Raw genomic sequence first — 17,411 nt, forward strand, 5'->3', positions numbered from 1 at the left:
TTTACTTTATTATATTTTGTTAAGCAATTGAACCAAATCTTTCGTGAGGTTTTTTCTAGAATAGTTTTGTAAACCAACTCCATTGGATTGCAACCTTCCTTCTAAAAATTGATCATAAAAGTCCAAAATTACTCTTTTAAGTTTCATTTTCTCAGAATAGTCAAAAAATACACCTGTGTTGGTATTGGTAATAATTTCAGCAAAATCAGAATCTTGAGGCCCAATTGCTATAATAGGCCTATTAGAAACCATGTATTCAAAAAGTTTCCCCGGGATAATGCTTTTAGTATCTTCAGAGTTGATTTCGATTAGCAACAAAACCTGTGACCGTCTTTGATGCGCAATAGCTTCTGCATGTGAAACATAACCCAGATTATTCAAATATTCATTTAACCCGAATTGAGAAATAGTTTCTAAAACTTCTTGACTGACCGCGCCTATTAGTTTTATTTCTAAATTCAATTTAAAACTAGGGATTTCCTCTACCAGTTCCAGCAGCACTTCCCATAACATCTTTGGATTTCTCTCAGAAAGAAAAGAACCAATGTGTGCTAAGCTAAATTTGACATCTAAAGTTTGTTTTTCAATTTGCTCTGTATCATAACCATTGGTAATTACCGAAATTGGTTTATTTGTAATCGCTTGAAATTCCGTTTTAGTAGTTTTACTCGTTACAATAACCGTATCAGCAGTATTCAAAACCTGATGCTCTAAAGCTTTATGTTTCTTGGCGGCAAAACTTGATAAACGTAAGGATTTATGATAGCCTATTGTAGTCCACGGATCTCTAAAATCAGCAAACCATTTTAGTTTTAATTTTTGTTTTAATTCTAATCCAATAAGATGCAAACTGTGTGGCGGACCCGAAGTTATAATGGTATCAATATCATTTTCTAAAATGTATTTTTCTAAAAATGATACTGATGGTTTTACCCAAAAAACGCGAGCATCAGGAATAAAAAGATTTCCTCTAATCCAAAGAAAAGTTTTATCTAAAAAAGATTGCTTTTTTTGATTGGGAATAATTCCCGAATTCATTTTTTGAGTTTTATTCTTGGATAAAAAAGAGGCCAATTGATAAGGCTCAAAAATCCTATGATTGACAATAATTGCTTGATCTGACACCTCACTTACAAGGTTTTGATCCACAATAGGATAGGTAGGATTCTCCGGAATATAAACAATAGGCTGAACGCCAAAATCTGGCAAATACTTTACGAACTTAAGCCAACGCTGTACTCCTGGCCCTCCCGCTGGTGGCCAATAATAGGTAATTATTAAAATTTTATTATTTTTCAATTTATTCCTGTTGAATTAAAATATTCCTGACAACTACTCCGAAAATATAAAACAACATTAATTAATCAACGTTCTTCAGGTTCTTCTTTTTTTCGTAATAAATTCCCCCAATCAGCAGTAACAATATTCCAACTGCACTTATCAGCGTAATCGTACTACCCGTTTTTACAACTTGAGGCTCAAACTTAAATTCGATTTTATGTTTTCCTGCCGGTATTGGCAATCCTCTTAAAAGATAATCAACTCTCAAATGATCCACTTTTTTATCGTCAATGTAAGCATTCCACCCATTGCCATAATAAGCCTCAGAGAACACAGCGAAGCCTTCATTCTTATTGGTAGCAGTATAGTTGATGTAATTTGGTTTATACGTAACTACAGCTATTGTAGCCGCGCTATCTTTGGCGAAAGCCGTATTTTTAACTTGAAACTCCTTTGTATTAATGACAACCGTATTTTTAGAATCTAATTTATCCAAAGCTTTCATTTCGGCATCGGGAGTATTTACTTGTTTCACCTGACTCACAAACCAAGCATTTCCATTGGCATCAGGGTTAGCAACCGGAAATTCTTTACCTTCTTTATCTTTCTGTATCAAATACTTCACATTAAGCATGTTCAGCACTTCGATATTGTTTTTTACAATTTGATAATCTAGTAATTGCTGCATCCTTCTTGGTCTCACAGCACTGTAACCACCAATAGATTTATGAAAATAAGAAGCTCTAGCACCCATAATATCTCCTATCTCAAATACTCTATAATTTGAAGTATCTTTTAAAATTTCCGCATCTGATGGAGATTCTTGGAAAGGAGCTTCTACTTGAAACTTGCTCACAAAATCTTTACCTGAAACATAATTTTTAGCAACAAAAAACAAGTCAGAAACCATTAATAAACCTACAATTATGATAGCAGTATTTTGTGCAAATCTCTCCTTTAAAGACAGCCACAAAACTCCAGCTACCAATATTATAAAGAAAGCAGAGCGAAGCAAATCTGCACTAAACAAACTCATTCTATCTTCCTTTAAAGCGCTTACAAAATCAGGTCCGTAACTTTCTCGAAAATACGCATCGTTACCACCCGAAAAACTAAACATGCTTTTACTTAAAAACAAAATAAGAAGTATGCCAAGTGAAAGAATTGTTGTTTCATACAACGATTTCCACTGCGTTTTTTTATCCGATTTGAAATATGATTGTAATCCCATTATTGCAAGTACTGGGAAGCACATTTCTAAAACTACCTGAATAGAGGACACTGCTCTAAACTTATCATACAACGGAATAAATTCAATAAAAAAATCAGTTAATAAAGGGAAATTTTTTCCCCAAGAAAGCAGTAAGGAAACAAATGCACCTGCTAAGAAAACGTATTTAATTTTTCTTTGATCTAAAAACAAAGCCATCACTGCCAAAAAGAAAACTACAATTCCTATGTAAGCCGGTGCTGCCACGATGGGTTGATCTCCCCAATAAGTAGGCATCCCTGAGACAAAATCAGTTGCTTGATCCTCTGGAACTCCTTGTCCTATCATGAACTCAAACATGTGACTATCTTTACCTACTTTTTCATTATTTGAACCTCCAAAAAGACGAGGAGCAATAAGGTTAAAGCTTTCCATTACGCCATAACTATATTCGGTAATATAATCTTTAGACATGGATGAAGTAGTCTGGTTTTTAGTCCCATCAGGGTTAAAAGTAAGCTCACTTTTCCCTCTGATACTGAAATTAGTATATTCAGAAGTAGCCAACAAGTTCGTTGCATTGGCACCAAGCGCAAAAATACCAGCAACTGCTAGAGCTCCAAAAGAATATAGTAACGCCTTATATTCTTTATCCTTTATGTGTTTGTATATAAAATACCCCGAAAGTATTAAAAGGAAAATCAAGAGATAATACGTCATTTGAAAGTGATTCGCATTGATCTCTAATGCTGTCGCAAAAAGTGTGATCAATCCACCCAGCACGTATTTTTTTTGGAAAACCAAAATAAATCCTGCCACAACAAGTGGCATGTACCCAATTGCATGCGCTTTTGCATTATGCCCTACTCCCAAAATAACAATCAAATAAGTGGAAAATCCAAAAGCCAAGGCTCCGAAGAAGGCCTTTAGAGGATCTATTTTCAGCACTAATAATAATGCATAAAATCCTAAAAAGTAAAGAAATAAATAGTCCGCAGGACGTGGTAAAAATCGCAAAGCATCATCAAGAACACCAATATAATCATGCGAATATTTGGCTCCTAATTGATACGTAGGCATACCACCAAAGGCTGAATTAGTCCAATAAGGTTCTACATCATTTGTGGCTCTAAAATCGTTTTGTTCTTTGGCCATGCCTGTATATTGAACAATATCCGATTGGAAAATTTGCTTGCCTTGCAAAACTGGATAAAAGTAAATCAAGGAAACAAGAACAAAACCAAAAATGGCAAGAGCGTGTGGGTAAAACTTATTAATTATTTTCAATTTATAATGTATTGGATTTAATAAATGTATTGATGTGGTTCAAGCAAAACGGTTTAATCTATTTCTTCATAGTCCACGTAATCCCCTACTTTTTTAGTCTCGCGTGGTTTTTTTACGTTTTCTGTGCTATAAATTATTTCATCTTGTTGCTGCTGTTGCTGTGTATTGTTCCAAGATTTTTGCTGATATTGCTGTTGTTGCATGTTTTGACCTGCTTTTTCTACTACTTTTTTTATAATTAATGGCAAAAAAAGTTTTGCTAAAAATTTGAATATGTAGTAAAATGCAATGATAAATAAAATTGTATTTAAAACACTTTTAAAAGAAGCTGTTTGCATAAGGGTAATTTTTTCCAAAAATAATAAATTCAGAACTATATTTGGGGACAAAATTAAGATATCATTCTTAATTAAATGATAAATTATAGTACTTTTGAAAAGCTATGTTAGACAAAAACAAAAAAAACAATCATGCGAAAATTCAAATCATTCCTTGTAGCGGCTCTTTTTGCAATTCCAAGTATTCAATATGCACAGTATACCGATGAAATAAACTCTAATAGACCCGGAGAAACCATGTCTGCATTTGCCGTGGGAAAATCAGTGATTCAGGTTGAAACAGGGGTTTACGGAATCAATCAAAAACACAATTTATTGGGGTATGAAGCAAATGGTTTTGGCCTTGACGCCACATTGCGCTGGGGTTTGTTTCTGGAACGTTTAGAGTTGATAGCTGATATTCAATATCAAAATGAAACGTATACTTCTTTGTTCAGCAAAACGGCCATTGCTGATTTTAAACAACTTGTATTAGGAGCTAAATATTTAATTTACGACCCTAATAAAAATTATAAGAAAAAAGTAAACCTATATAGCTGGAAAGCAAACAAGGCGTTTCACTGGCGTCAATTAATCCCTGCTGTTTCAGGTTTTGTAGGTGTAAATTATTCGGCAGAGAATAATCCGTATGCGTTTTCAAACAGAAACCCAACCGAAAGTAGATACCCTGCTCAATTCTCGCCAAAAGCAATGTTGATTACGCAAAACAATCTTGGTGACGGAAGATGGGTTTTAGTTTCAAACATCATTGCTGATTATATAGGTACTGAATTTCCTAGTTATAGCTATGCCGTTACCTTAACACGTGGTTTTAATAATAAATGGTCTGGTTTTGTAGAAAATCAAGGCATAAAAAGCGACTTATATGCAGATGCCATTGTGAGAGGTGGAGCAGCTTATTTACTCAACAAAAATATGCAAATAGACGCTTCAATAGGTACAAGTTTAAAAGAGACTCCATCCGCTTTATTTGGTGGAATCGGTTTTTCATGGCGATATGATGGCAAATACAAAGAAGTTCGCATTGATGTAGAACCTGATAAAAAAGAAGCTAAAGCAAAAAAAGTAGCTAAAAAAATTAAAAAAGGATAATAAAAACATTCTAAAACACAACATGATTACAATACACGAAGCCGTATCAAAAAAAGAATTAACAGCGTTCATTAAATTTCCTTTTTCCCTTTACAAAAATAATCCCTACTGGGTTCCGCCGCTTATTGCGGATGAGCTCGAAACATTTGATAAAACAAAAAATCCAGCTTTTGAAAATGCAGAAGCCTATTTTTATGTAGCCAAAAAAAACAATGAAATCGTTGGCCGAATTACAGCAATCATAAATTGGAGCGAAGTAAAAAACCAACAGAAATTAAAAGTCCGTTTTGGTTGGTTTGATGTAATTGATGACATTGAGGTAACAAAAGCTCTGTTAGAAAAAGTCTACGAACTTGGCAAAAAAAACAATCTAGATCACGCAGAAGGACCTATGGGATTTTCAAATCTTGACAAAGTCGGGGTCATGACAGAAGGTTTTAATGAAATTGGCACCATGATCACCTGGTACAACCATCCTTATTACGCAAACCATTTTAGAGAACTGGGATTTAAAGTTGAGAAAGAATATTTAGAGAGTAAATTCCCTTTTGAAAATGTAAAACTTGAGTTTTTTGAAAAGGCAAATGATTTGGTTAAAAAAAGATATCAATTGAGTCCATTGAACTTTAAAACCACAAAAGAAGTAATGCCGCACGTGGATAAAATGTTTGATTTATTCAATAAATCCTACGCTTCCCTATCCTCATTTGTAGCTATTTCTGACACACAAAAAGAGTATTTTAAGAAAAAATACATCAGCTTCATCAATCCTGAATTTATAAAGTTTGTAGAAGACAAAGATCATAATATTGTCGCTTTTAGCATTGTAATGCCTGATTTTGCTGAGGCTTTACAAAAATCTAAAGGGAAGTTGTTTCCGTTTGGGTTCTTGCACATGCTAAAGGCTAGAAAACAAAGTAAAAATGTGATTTTTTATCTGATAGGTGTTCTCCCTGAATATCAAAATAAAGCTGTAACCGCCATTTTATTCAAGGAATGTTATGAAACCTTTAAAGAAAAAGGGATCTTAAACTGCTTTAGAACTCCTGAACTTGCGGATAATGTTGCCATTCAAAATCTGTGGAAACATTTTGACCCTCAAGTACACAAAAAGCGTTGTACTTTTAGAGCTGAATTGTAAACATTCAACCATAAAAAAACCATCTGCTTAAAAGTAACAGATGGTTTTTATAATTTTAGAATAAGATTTTAAGCGTCTAAATCAACTGTTGTTCTGCTTGCTATTTCTTTATAAGTACCATTTTCTAGTTTTTCACGAATAGCTTCAAATGCTGTCAATGTTTCATTAACATCATCAATAGTATGTGTAGTTGTAGGTATCATACGCAATAAAATAATTCCTTTTGGAATTACAGGATAGATTACAATACTCAAAAAGATACCATAATTTTCTCTTAGGTCATTTACCATCACCATTGCTTCAGGTACACTTCCTTCAAGATAAACTGGAGTAACACACGTATTAGTATCACCAATATTAAAGTTTCTCTCTTTTAATCCGTTTTGTAATGCGTTTACATTTTCCCAAAGTTTATCTTTCAATCCTGGGTTGTTACGCAACAATTCCAATCTTTTTAAAGAACCAATAGTTTGAATCATTGGCAATGCTTTGGCAAACATTTGAGAACGTAAATTGTATTTTAAATAATCAATAATATCTTTATCAGCTGCTACAAAAGCACCAATATTAGCCATCGATTTTGCAAATGTAGAGAAGTAAACATCAATACCATCTTGACAACCTTGCTCCTCACCTGCTCCAGCTCCTGTTTTACCTAAGGTTCCAAAACCGTGTGCATCATCAACTAGCAAACGGAAATTGTACTTTTCTTTTAAAGCAACAATTTCTTTCAATTTACCTTGTTGTCCTCGCATACCAAAAACACCTTCGGTAATAAACAAAATCCCACCACCTGTTTCAGTAGCCATTTTAGTTGCACGTTGCAGGTTTTTCTCCATACTTTCAAGATCATTGTGCTTGTAAGTATATCTTTTTCCACTGTGTAAACGTACTCCATCTATAATACATGCATGTGCGTCTACGTCATATACAATAATGTCGTTACGTGTCACTAAAGCATCAATAGTGGACATAATTCCTTGGTATCCAAAATTCAATAAGTAAGCTGATTCTTTCATAACAAAAGCGGCTAACTCATTCTCTAACTGCTCATGATATTTAGTGTGACCACTCATCATTCTAGCTCCCATAGGATATGCGGCTCCATACTGTGCAGCGGCATCTGTATCAGCCTGACGAACTTCAGGATGATTGGCTAGACCTAAATAGTCATTCAAACTCCAATTCAAAATATTTTTACCTCCAAACTGCATTCTTGGTCCCAACTCACCTTCTAATTTTGGAAAAACAAAATACCCTTCAGCTTGTGAAGCCCATTTCCCTAAAGGACCTTTATTGTTTTGAATTCTTTCGAATAAATCTTTTACCATAATATGTAAAGTAATAATTTTAATTTTAAGAAGTTGCAAAAATAATTATTTAAATTTTATAAAGGACTTGAAAGTAAATTTATTTTTCAAGCAATCTAATCCTACGAAAATTCAGATATTCAAACCCTAAAATTTAAACAAAGTGACACAAAAACTCCAAGAATCCCTTTTTACAGTGCAGTTTTAAGCAAATCAAATGCTAAACATACTAAGTATAACACAATAAACTTTGTATATTTGACTTACTAAAATAAATTTAAATTTATGTCTAACAATACAAAGGAATTAAAACTAGCAGTACTTATTGATGCTGACAACGTTCCCTACAGTAATGTAAAAGGAATGATGGAAGAGATTGCTAAGTTTGGTACGCCTACTACAAAACGCATCTATGCTGATTGGACTAAACCAAATGCTAGCGGTTGGAAAAGTGTATTATTAGAACATGCCATTACTCCTATACAACAATACAGTTATACGGTAGGCAAAAATTCCTCAGATTCAGCCATGATTATCGATGCCATGGATTTACTCTATTCCGATAAAGTAGATGGCTTTTGCATTGTATCCAGCGACTCTGATTTTACAAGACTTGCTATTCGATTGCGAGAATCAGGCATGAAGGTCATAGGAATTGGCGAACAAAAAACACCCAATTCATTCATTGTAGCCTGTGATCGATTTGTATACATTGAAGTCTTGGACGGAGCAATCAAAAAGAAAGAACCAAAAAGAACAGCAACAGATCCTAAAAAACCATCTCCTAAAAGCTTAAATAAAGTAGACCTTCAAACTATAGAATTAATTGAATCTACTATTGAAGATATTGGTGATGATAGCGGATGGGCTTTTCTAGGTGATGTTGGAAATTTAATTGTAAAAAAGAAACCCGAGTTTGATCCAAGGAATTATGGTTTTTCTAAACTAACTCCGATGTTGAAATCCTTAACAGATATTCTTGAAATAGATGAGCGCGACTCAGATAAAAAAGGAATCAAACACGTTTATGTACGTTTACGTTTTAGTTAAAATCTCTTCTACTTTTGGTTTCCAAAATTAAAAACATTTTTAACAAGAACTTATCCATTTTGAATGCAATCCCTTTTCAAATTGAAATTTAATATATGAGAACAAAATTTTTCCTTTTTGCCTTCCTTTCTTTGATAGTAAGCGTGATCATAAACATCTATTTTCAAAAAGCGTACTTCCTTAGTTTCATTTTATTCTTAATACTAATTGTTGGAGTTTACAACAGCGTACAAACCAAGCATACCATATTAAGAAACTTCCCCGTTTTAGGATACTTTAGGTATTTATTTGAAAGTATAGCTCCAGAAATACAACAATATTTCATAGAAAGAAATACAGATGGCAAGCCTTTTTCAAGAAATGAAAGGTCATTAGTCTACCAAAGAGCAAAAAACTTAAGCGCTACAACGGCTTTTGGAACACAATTACATCTTAACCAACCCGATTACGAAGGCATCAAGCACTCCATATTTCCTGTAAAAGTGAATGAAGAACTACCCAGGGTACTTGTAGGAGGTCCAGATTGCAAACAACCATACTCAGCGTCATTACTCAATATATCCGCGATGAGTTTTGGTTCTTTGAGCGAGAACGCAATTATCGCTCTAAATAATGGCGCAAAGAAAGGCGAATTTTACCACAACACAGGCGAAGGAGGTTTGACTGAATTCCATCTTCAAGGCGGAGCAATTGTTTGGCAAATAGGAACTGGATATTTTGGCTGTAGAGATAAGCATGGAGCATTTGATGTTCAAAAATTTACAGAAAAAGCAAATCTCCCATCTGTAAAAATGATAGAAATCAAACTATCACAAGGAGCTAAACCTGGTCATGGAGGTGTACTTCCTGCAAGTAAAAACACTCCTTTAATAGCAAAGATACGCGGCGTAGAACCGCATACTACTATTCTATCACCACCGAGCCACTCTGCTTTTCATGATGCTAGTGGTTTGATACAATTCATACAAACACTTAGAACGGCATCAAATGGAAAACCCATTGGCTTTAAACTGTGCATTGGAATAACCGAAGAATTTGAAGCTATTTGTCAAGAAATGATAGCACAAAATTGTTTTCCAGACTTTATAACGGTTGATGGTGCAGAAGGGGGAACCGGTGCTGCACCACTAGAATTTTCTGACGGAGTAGGCATGCCATTAGAACCAGCACTTATTTTTGTAAATAGAACATTAAGCCAGTTCAACATAAAAGATAAAATAAAAATTATCTCTAGCGGTAAAATAATAACTGGTCATGCCATTTTAAGAGCCATTGCCATGGGAGCAGACATTTGCAATACAGCTAGAGGATTTATGTTCTCACTAGGATGTATTCAAGCCTTGAAATGCAACAATAATACTTGTCCAACAGGAGTAGCCACTCAGGATAAAATGCTTATGAAAGGATTAGTGGTAACCGACAAGTCTGAAAGGGTTTATCATTTTCACCACAATACGTTACATGCCGCCAACGAACTTTTGGCAGCGTCAGGAAAATCAAGTTTTCAAGATGTTGACAGTAGTATTTTTATGCGTGGTGATGAGTTTACCAAATTATCTGATTTGTATTTCCCGGATAATTTGACTCGAGTTTTTAATTAAAAAAGTACATTTAAAATTCTTAACTAAAACCATGAAAATAGTTTTCGCTTCTAACAACAAAAATAAAATCATAGAACTTCAAAGCATGCTTCCAGATAGCGTAACAATATTGAGCCTTGAAAGCATAGGATGCCATGAAGAAATTCCAGAAACAGCATCAACAATTGAAGGGAATGCCATTTTAAAAGCAAATTATGTAACTCAAAAATACTGCTACGACTGTTTTGCAGATGATACGGGTCTTGAGGTACTAGCACTAGATGGTGCTCCAGGAGTTTACAGTGCCAGATATGCCGGTGAGCAACGTAATCCTGAAGACAATATGAACCTCTTATTAAAAAATTTAACAGATAAAGAAACTAGAGCAGCACAATTTAAAACCGTAATCGCTTTAAATTTAAACGGCGAACAACATTTATTTACTGGTATTGCCAAAGGAGAAATTACGTTAGAAAAAATTGGTAATCAAGGTTTTGGTTACGATCCTATATTCCAACCAGAGGGATATACCGAAACTTTTGCTCAACTACCATTAGAACTAAAAAATGAAATTAGCCATAGAGGTAAGGCAACAAAACAACTATTAGCACATCTAAAAAACAAAAGTTAACCAAAAACAATAAAAATTTACTTGAAAAACATAGTTGCAAAGCTATATTTTTTGTATCAAAAATAGTCCTAAATTGAACAACAAATCATAACTTTCTGATAATCAAATTATAATAAATCATTAAATCTTGAAATAGCATTAGTTTATATGAATAATTTAGAGTAATTTTGCACCCTATTTTAAAAATACATATGAACAAATTTGAACAATTAGGATTGAGTGAATCGTTACTGAAGGCGGTTTTAGATCTAGGATTTGAAAATCCGAGCGAAGTACAGGAGAAAGCGATTCCCCTATTATTGGAAAAAGATACAGATATGGTTGCGTTGGCTCAGACAGGGACAGGGAAAACGGCAGCTTTTGGTTTTCCAGTTATCCAAAAAATTGATGCTAACAACAGAAACACACAAGCATTAATTTTATCTCCAACACGCGAGTTGTGTTTGCAGATTACCAACGAACTTAAAAACTACTCTAAATACGAAAAAGGTATTAATGTAGTAGCCGTTTACGGAGGAGCTAGCATCACAGAACAAGCGAGAGACATAAAGAGAGGGGCACAAATTATTGTAGCAACTCCAGGAAGAATGCAAGATATGATTAATAGAGGTCTAGTAAACATTACTGGAATTAACTATTGTATTCTTGACGAAGCTGACGAAATGTTGAATATGGGTTTCTACGAAGATATCGTAAACATCCTTTCAACTACACCAGACGACAAAAACACATGGTTGTTTTCTGCAACAATGCCTGCTGAAGTAGCACGTATTGGAAAACAATTCATGACTGATCCTATTGAAATTACAGTTGGAGCTAAAAACTCAGGTTCTGCTACCGTTTCTCACGAATTTTACCTGGTAAATGCACGTGACCGTTACGAAGCTTTGAAACGTTTGGCAGATTCAAACCCAGATATTTTCTCTGTAGTTTTTTGTCGTACCAAAAGAGATACACAAGCTGTAGCCGAAAAATTAATTGAAGACGGATACAGTGCTGCTGCATTACACGGTGATTTATCACAAGCACAGCGTGATGGAGTTATGAAATCTTTCCGTGGTCGTCAAATACAAATGCTTGTTGCTACTGATGTAGCTGCTCGTGGTATTGATGTGGATAACATTACTCACGTAGTAAACTACCAATTACCTGATGAAATTGAAACATACAACCACCGTTCTGGTCGTACTGGTCGTGCTGGTCGTTTAGGAACTTCGATTGTAATTGTTACTAAAAGCGAATTGCGTAAAATTTCATCTATTGAAAGAATCATCAAGCAAAAATTTGAAGAAAAATCAATTCCATCTGGAATCGAAATTTGCGAGATTCAATTACTGCACTTAGCCAACAAAATTAAAGATACAGAGGTTGATCACGAAATTGATACATACCTTCCTGCAATTAATAGCGTTCTTGAAGATTTATCGAAAGAAGAATTAATCAAGAAAATGGTATCGGTAGAATTTAACCGTTTTATCAATTATTACAAGAAAAACAGAGACATTTCAACTCAATCAGGTGAAAGACGTGAAAGAAGTGATGATAGAGATGGTGCTCCAAGAGAAAACAATAATGGCGGAGCAACTCGTTATTTTGTAAACATTGGTTCTAGAGACAACTTTGATTGGATGTCACTTAAAGATTACTTGAAAGAGACATTAGACTTAGGTCGTGATGACGTTTTCAAAGTAGACGTAAAAGAAGGTTTCTCTTTCTTTAATACTGATCCTGAGCATACTGATAAAGTAATGGAAATATTGAATAACGTTCAATTAGAAGGACGCAGAATCAATGTTGAGATTTCTAAAAATGACGGTGGCGGAAGACGTGACCACAACGGAAGAAGTTCTGGTGGTAGCTTTGGTGGCGGAAGAAGTTCAGCTCCTAGAAGAGAAGGAAGTTTTGCTCCAAGAAGAGAAGGTTCTGGCGGATTTAGAAGCGATAGAAGTTCAGCACCAAGAGAAGGTGGTTTTAGAAGCGATAGAGGAGCAGCTCCAAGAAGAGAAGGTGGTTTTTCATCTGACCGACCTAGAACTGAAGGATCATCTGATAGAGCACCTAGACGTTCTGAAAGCTTTGGTGATGCACCAAGACCAAGAAGACCAAGAAGAGACTAAGTTTAGTTAATATTCTTATAATTATACTGGAACTACAAAATATTTAATCCTGATTTATTACTTTTAAAGTCTTAAATTAGAGTATGAAATATTTTGTAGTTTTTTTATTTACTGTATTCTCAATTACAGCACAATCTCAAGTCAAAGAACCTTCTCAAAAAGTAGATGGAATTATTCTTAGTAATACAACTAAACAACCATTATCAAGTGTAAACATTATCAACATCAACAAAGTGCGAGGTGCCACAACTGATGAAAGCGGACATTTTGAGATTGACGTACAAGTCAATGATACCTTACACATTACAAGTCTAGGTTTTCAGTCTTTGCGAGTACGCGTCACAAATGACTGGATCAAAAATAAAAGCACCAAAATTCAACTTACAGAGAAAGCCATTGCGCTAGAAGAGGTTATCATAAGACCTTTTAATTTGACGGGGTATCTTGAGGTAGATACCAAAATAATTCCCGTAAAAGAAAATTACCGTTATAGCATTTCTGGTCTTACCCAAGGTTATGAAGCTGGTCAATACTCTCCAAATGCTTTTGGAAAAGTTCTGGGTTCCATATTCAATCCAGCTGATATGCTCTATAATTTTTTTGGTAAAAATCCAAAAGAGTTGAAGAAGTTAAAAGAAATGAAAAAGGATGACACGGTACGAAAATTATTAGAATCAAAATATGATAGAGAAACTATTGCTGTACTTTTAGGCATTGACAAGGATGAAATCCCTGAAATTTTACAACGTTGTAATTACTCGGACTCCTTTATTAAAACGGCTAATGACCTACAAATAATGGATGCTATTAGTGGCTGTTATGAAGAATATAAGATCTTGAAGAAAAAATAAATTTCAACATTTCTTAAGTAAAACCAATCAATCCTCAATTCAAAAAAATTGGGGATTTTTTAATTAAATAGGTAATAAATCAAAATATTACATACATTTACTAAATTGAACATTAACCACTAAATATATTATCATGGCAAAAAGTCAGGATGCGAAAAAGACTGCGAAAAAAGAGCCTTTAAAAACCGCTAAAGAAAAGAAAGAAGAAAAAAGAGAAAAGAAAAATGCTCCTAAAAGAGATTAATACTCAGTTTACAGTCTCAGTTTGCAGTTCTTTAAAACTGAATACTGAGACTGTTCCTGAATACTACGATTATTTAACTGGAATATTTGCTAAAATTTCAACAAAAAATTTCCAGAATTTTTGTGATGACGAAATACTAGCTCTCTCATCAGGTGAATGCGCACCATGAATAGTTGGACCAAAAGATATCATATCCATGTCAGGATAATTAGTGCCTAAAATACCACATTCAAGTCCTGCATGACAGGCAACCACTCTAGGTTTTTCACCGTTTTGCTTTTCATAAAGAGGAACCAAAACATCTAAAATTTCCGATTTAGAATTTGGAGTCCATCCAGGATAGGAACCTGAAAATTCAACTTCGCAACCCATTAATTCAAAAGCTGATCGCAACCCATTTGCTAAATCAAATTTTGAAGTCTCTACAGAAGATCGCGTTAAACATTGAACCGAAAGTTGCCCATCTCCTAAAACTACTTTTGCAATATTATTTGAAGTTTCAACTAGATTTTCAAAATCAGCGCTCATGCTGTACACTCCATTATGGGCAGTATACATGGCTCTCACAAAATAAAACTGAGCAATTGACGGCATAACCTTAGCAGGTGTTGTTTCTAATTTTTCAAAAACAACTTCTAGATTTGGCTCCGTAGTTTTTAGTTCTGTTTTTATTTCGTTTACAATTTGCTGCATGTCAAACACAAACGCTTCATCATACACCTCTGCAATGATTACTTTCGCTATACTTTCTCTTGGAATTGCATTGCGTAAACTTCCTCCTTTTATTTCGGAGATTTGCAACCCAAAATTATCAAAACCATCAAACAATAAACGGTTCATTATTTTATTGGCATTGCCCAAACCTTTATGAATATCCATACCTGAATGTCCTCCTTGCAAGCCTTTCACGGTAATGGTATACCCCACAGAACCTTCAGGAGTTTCCTCTTCATCATATTCTGCAGTAGCTGTAACATCTATTCCACCAGCGCAACCGATATCAATTTCATCATCTTCCTCAGTATCTAAATTCAGTAAGATTTGACCCTGTAAAACACCACCTTTTAAGTTAAGAGCTCCAGTCATTCCGGTTTCTTCATCTATAGTAAACAAGGCCTCAATAGCAGGATGAGGAATGTCTTTACTTTCTAGAACAGCCATGATAGCAGCAACTCCTAAACCGTTGTCAGCACCTAAAGTTGTACCTTGCGCACGAACCCAATCACCATCAACATACATGTCTATTCCTTGTGTATCAAAATCAAAAACAGTTTCTCCGTTTTTTTGATGCACCATATCTAAGTGTCCTTGCAATACAATTGCTTTACGGTTTTCCATACCTGGAGTAGCCGGTTTTCTTATGATTACATTTCGAATTTCATCTTCAAAAGTTTCAAGTCCTAGGCTTTCGCCAAAATTTTTCATGAAAGCAATCACACGATCCTCTTTTTTAGAAGGTCTTGGCACTGCATTTAAATCCGCAAACTTATTCCAAAGTGCTTTTGGCTCTAGATTTCTTATTTCTTGACTCATATTGGTAATTGATGTTTTAATTTTACAATACAAAGTTACAAAGTTTAATTTCCAATAGGCACTAATTAATATTGTAATTATATTTACAACTCAAATTTTTTATCTTGAAAACAAAATATTTTCTCCCGATTTTTTTCCTCATCCAAATTATATTGCTCCAAATTGCTCCTTTTTATCCGGAACAAATAGAGCGCTGGTACAGCAATTACATGTATCCTGTATTAACTCAGTTCTTGCGTACAATTTTAGGAAGGATTCCTTTTTCTATTGGAGATTGTCTTTATTTTATTTTGATTCTTTGCGTCGTGAGCTGGTTTTGGAACAACCGAAAAACTTGGAGGTCTCAGTGGAAAAATAAACTTTTAAGCATACTGAGTTTTACATCTGTGCTTTACTTTTTGTTTCATGCGCTCTGGGCACTCAACTACTACCGTGAACCTCTTTTTGAAAAAATGAAAATTAAAAACGAATACACTGATAACGATTTACTCGTTTTTACAAAAATGATTATTTCAAAAACAAATGCAGTTCAATATACCATTACTACTAATAAAGGTTTAAAAGTTTCCATTCCGTACACACAAGAACAAATCTTTAAAAAGAGCTTGAACGGTTATCATGCCATTGCAAAAAAGCATTCTTTTTTTAAATTCAACACTCTAAGCACCAAAAAAACGTTATTTAGTTTACCCTTGACCTACATGGGATTTGGAGGGTATTTAAATCCTTTTACAAATGAGGCTCAAGTAAATGATCTCGTACCGCTGTATGGTTTTCCAATGACTGTGAATCACGAAATGGCACACCAAATGGGTTATGCCAGCGAAAGTGAATGTAATTTTATAGGGTTCTTAGCTTGTGTTGAAAATGAAGATACGTACATCCAATATTCTGGCTATAGTATGGCTTTACGCTATTGTCTAGGAAATTGGCAAGTACGCGATGAAGTTATTTACAAACAACTAATAAAAACCATTCATCCTGGTGTTTTAAAAAACTACAAAGAAAGTGAGCAATTCTGGAAGCAATACGACACTTTTATTGACAAAGGTTTTCATGCTTTCTATAACCAATTCTTGAAGATCAATCAACAAAAAGACGGCATGGAAAGCTATAGTAAGTTTGTGAATTTAATGGTGAATTACAGTAAAACACATACCCTATAAAATGTGACAGAAACAACTAGTATTATATTGAATTGACTCCTATTCCATCATTCATTTATCTAATACGATATAACAAAAAAAAGGCTATCCCGTTAAGGATAGCCTTTTTAGATTTTTATTGTTTTGAGAAGATTTATTGCATAGATACAATAATAAACTCACTTCTTCTATTGGCTTGGTGTTGTGCCTCCGTACAGTTTGATTTGTTCGTTGGTTCACATCCACAATCGTTTACAAGTTGTGATTCTCCGTATCCTTTAGCGGTTAATCTACTAGCAGCTATACCGTTTTTTACCAACCATGCCTTAGTTGATTTAGCTCTTCTATCAGATAGCGCCTGGTTGTAAGCAACAGTTTGTCTGCAATCTGTATGGGATCTAATGTCGATAGTCATCTTTGGGTATTGTTGCATCACTGCTAATACTTTTTCTAGCTCAAATGCCGCATCCTTACGTATAACTGACTTGTCTAAATCAAAATACAAAATCGTAATATCCAAGGTCTTAGCTAAATCTGTACCTACATTAATAGCTTTTTTTCTTGGCTCTAAGGCCAATGGTCCTTGTGTTACTCCAGATAC

General features: G+C 34.4%; 15 protein-coding genes. 8 read left to right on the top strand and 7 right to left on the bottom strand.

Annotated features, from left to right (window positions below):
• Nucleotides 1-9 precede the first annotated feature (9 nt).
• The 3 genes from DNC80_RS06970 to DNC80_RS06980 form a co-directional block, all read right to left on the bottom strand.
• A complete protein-coding gene (locus tag DNC80_RS06970) occupies nucleotides 10-1,299 on the bottom strand; it encodes a glycosyltransferase family 4 protein (RefSeq protein ID WP_182650402.1) in 1,290 nt (429 codons plus the stop codon).
• Between the two features lie 61 nt (nucleotides 1,300-1,360).
• A complete protein-coding gene (locus tag DNC80_RS06975) occupies nucleotides 1,361-3,778 on the bottom strand; it encodes a YfhO family protein (RefSeq protein WP_182650404.1) in 2,418 nt (805 codons plus the stop codon).
• A 53-nt stretch (nucleotides 3,779-3,831) separates the two neighbouring features.
• Nucleotides 3,832-4,116 carry a DUF4834 family protein gene (locus DNC80_RS06980; protein ID WP_086455067.1) on the bottom strand — a complete coding sequence of 95 codons (285 nt, stop codon included), beginning with the start codon at nucleotides 4,114-4,116 and terminating at the stop codon, nucleotides 3,832-3,834.
• A 132-nt stretch (nucleotides 4,117-4,248) separates the two neighbouring features.
• Here DNC80_RS06980 and DNC80_RS06985 point away from each other — a divergent pair, with 132 nt between their 5' ends.
• Together DNC80_RS06985 and DNC80_RS06990 are read left to right on the top strand one after the other, a co-directional pair.
• Complete coding sequence (locus DNC80_RS06985; RefSeq protein WP_182650406.1) at nucleotides 4,249-5,208, top strand: transporter; 960 nt, start codon at nucleotides 4,249-4,251, stop codon at nucleotides 5,206-5,208.
• A 22-nt stretch (nucleotides 5,209-5,230) separates the two neighbouring features.
• On the top strand, nucleotides 5,231-6,349 hold the full coding sequence (locus DNC80_RS06990; RefSeq protein WP_182650410.1) for a GTP cyclohydrolase: 1,119 nt from the start codon (nucleotides 5,231-5,233) through the stop codon (nucleotides 6,347-6,349).
• A 68-nt stretch (nucleotides 6,350-6,417) separates the two neighbouring features.
• On the opposite strand, the gene DNC80_RS06995 is transcribed toward DNC80_RS06990, so the two are convergent.
• The gene (locus DNC80_RS06995; RefSeq protein WP_182650428.1) at nucleotides 6,418-7,680 is read right to left on the bottom strand and encodes a pyridoxal phosphate-dependent aminotransferase family protein; all 1,263 of its coding nucleotides are present in this window, start codon (nucleotides 7,678-7,680) and stop codon (nucleotides 6,418-6,420) included.
• A 264-nt stretch (nucleotides 7,681-7,944) separates the two neighbouring features.
• Here DNC80_RS06995 and DNC80_RS07000 point away from each other — a divergent pair, with 264 nt between their 5' ends.
• Nucleotides 7,945-8,709: an NYN domain-containing protein gene (locus tag DNC80_RS07000; protein ID WP_086454205.1), complete on the top strand. Its 765-nt coding sequence runs from the start codon at nucleotides 7,945-7,947 to the stop codon at nucleotides 8,707-8,709.
• A gap of 50 nt (nucleotides 8,710-8,759) precedes the next feature.
• Here DNC80_RS07000 and DNC80_RS16115 read toward each other — a convergent pair whose 3' ends face one another.
• Nucleotides 8,760-8,876: a hypothetical protein gene (locus DNC80_RS16115; protein ID WP_370628714.1), complete on the bottom strand. Its 117-nt coding sequence runs from the start codon at nucleotides 8,874-8,876 to the stop codon at nucleotides 8,760-8,762.
• Here DNC80_RS16115 and DNC80_RS07005 point away from each other — a divergent pair.
• From DNC80_RS07005 to DNC80_RS07020, 4 genes are all read left to right on the top strand, one after another.
• On the top strand, nucleotides 8,853-10,310 hold the full coding sequence (locus tag DNC80_RS07005) for an FMN-binding glutamate synthase family protein (RefSeq protein ID WP_370628715.1): 1,458 nt from the start codon (nucleotides 8,853-8,855) through the stop codon (nucleotides 10,308-10,310). The genes DNC80_RS16115 and DNC80_RS07005 overlap by 24 nt on opposite strands.
• A 31-nt stretch (nucleotides 10,311-10,341) precedes the next feature.
• A complete protein-coding gene (locus tag DNC80_RS07010) occupies nucleotides 10,342-10,920 on the top strand; it encodes a non-canonical purine NTP diphosphatase (RefSeq protein ID WP_182650413.1) in 579 nt (192 codons plus the stop codon).
• 191 nt (nucleotides 10,921-11,111) lie between these two features.
• Complete coding sequence (locus tag DNC80_RS07015) at nucleotides 11,112-13,037, top strand: DEAD/DEAH box helicase (protein WP_182650415.1); 1,926 nt, start codon at nucleotides 11,112-11,114, stop codon at nucleotides 13,035-13,037.
• Nucleotides 13,038-13,120: 83 nt separating this feature from the next.
• Nucleotides 13,121-13,888: a carboxypeptidase-like regulatory domain-containing protein gene (locus DNC80_RS07020; protein ID WP_182650417.1), complete on the top strand. Its 768-nt coding sequence runs from the start codon at nucleotides 13,121-13,123 to the stop codon at nucleotides 13,886-13,888.
• Nucleotides 13,889-14,201: 313 nt separating this feature from the next.
• Here DNC80_RS07020 and DNC80_RS07025 read toward each other — a convergent pair whose 3' ends face one another.
• Nucleotides 14,202-15,665: an aminoacyl-histidine dipeptidase gene (locus DNC80_RS07025; RefSeq protein ID WP_182650418.1), complete on the bottom strand. Its 1,464-nt coding sequence runs from the start codon at nucleotides 15,663-15,665 to the stop codon at nucleotides 14,202-14,204.
• Nucleotides 15,666-15,874: 209 nt separating this feature from the next.
• On the opposite strand from DNC80_RS07025, the gene DNC80_RS07030 reads away from it, so the two are divergent.
• Nucleotides 15,875-16,831, top strand: a complete 957-nt coding sequence (locus DNC80_RS07030) for a DUF3810 domain-containing protein (RefSeq protein WP_370628716.1) — start codon at nucleotides 15,875-15,877, stop codon at nucleotides 16,829-16,831.
• Nucleotides 16,832-16,964: 133 nt separating this feature from the next.
• On the opposite strand, the gene DNC80_RS07035 is transcribed toward DNC80_RS07030, so the two are convergent.
• Nucleotides 16,965-17,411, bottom strand: a 447-nt coding sequence (locus tag DNC80_RS07035) for an OmpA family protein (RefSeq protein ID WP_182650422.1), incomplete at its 5' end; no start/stop codon positions are given.

It is taken from the genome of Flavobacterium sp. SOK18b (genome assembly GCF_014156605.1).
Lineage (GTDB): Bacteria > Bacteroidota > Bacteroidia > Flavobacteriales > Flavobacteriaceae > Flavobacterium > Flavobacterium tiangeerense.

What these genes read in the sequence shown, in the direction of transcription:
- DNC80_RS06980 (WP_086455067.1), bottom strand. Translation starts at nt 4,116, where the DNA reads ATGCAAACAGCTTCTTTTAAAAGTGTTTTAAATACAATTTTATTTATC.
- DNC80_RS06985 (WP_182650406.1), top strand. Translation starts at nt 4,249, where the DNA reads ATGCGAAAATTCAAATCATTCCTTGTAGCGGCTCTTTTTGCAATTCCA.
- DNC80_RS06990 (WP_182650410.1), top strand. Translation starts at nt 5,231, where the DNA reads ATGATTACAATACACGAAGCCGTATCAAAAAAAGAATTAACAGCGTTC.
- DNC80_RS06995 (WP_182650428.1), bottom strand. Translation starts at nt 7,680, where the DNA reads ATGGTAAAAGATTTATTCGAAAGAATTCAAAACAATAAAGGTCCTTTA.
- DNC80_RS07000 (WP_086454205.1), top strand. Translation starts at nt 7,945, where the DNA reads ATGTCTAACAATACAAAGGAATTAAAACTAGCAGTACTTATTGATGCT.
- DNC80_RS07010 (WP_182650413.1), top strand. Translation starts at nt 10,342, where the DNA reads ATGAAAATAGTTTTCGCTTCTAACAACAAAAATAAAATCATAGAACTT.
- DNC80_RS07015 (WP_182650415.1), top strand. Translation starts at nt 11,112, where the DNA reads ATGAACAAATTTGAACAATTAGGATTGAGTGAATCGTTACTGAAGGCG.
- DNC80_RS07020 (WP_182650417.1), top strand. Translation starts at nt 13,121, where the DNA reads ATGAAATATTTTGTAGTTTTTTTATTTACTGTATTCTCAATTACAGCA.
- DNC80_RS07025 (WP_182650418.1), bottom strand. Translation starts at nt 15,665, where the DNA reads ATGAGTCAAGAAATAAGAAATCTAGAGCCAAAAGCACTTTGGAATAAG.
- DNC80_RS07030 (WP_370628716.1), top strand. Translation starts at nt 15,875, where the DNA reads ATGTATCCTGTATTAACTCAGTTCTTGCGTACAATTTTAGGAAGGATT.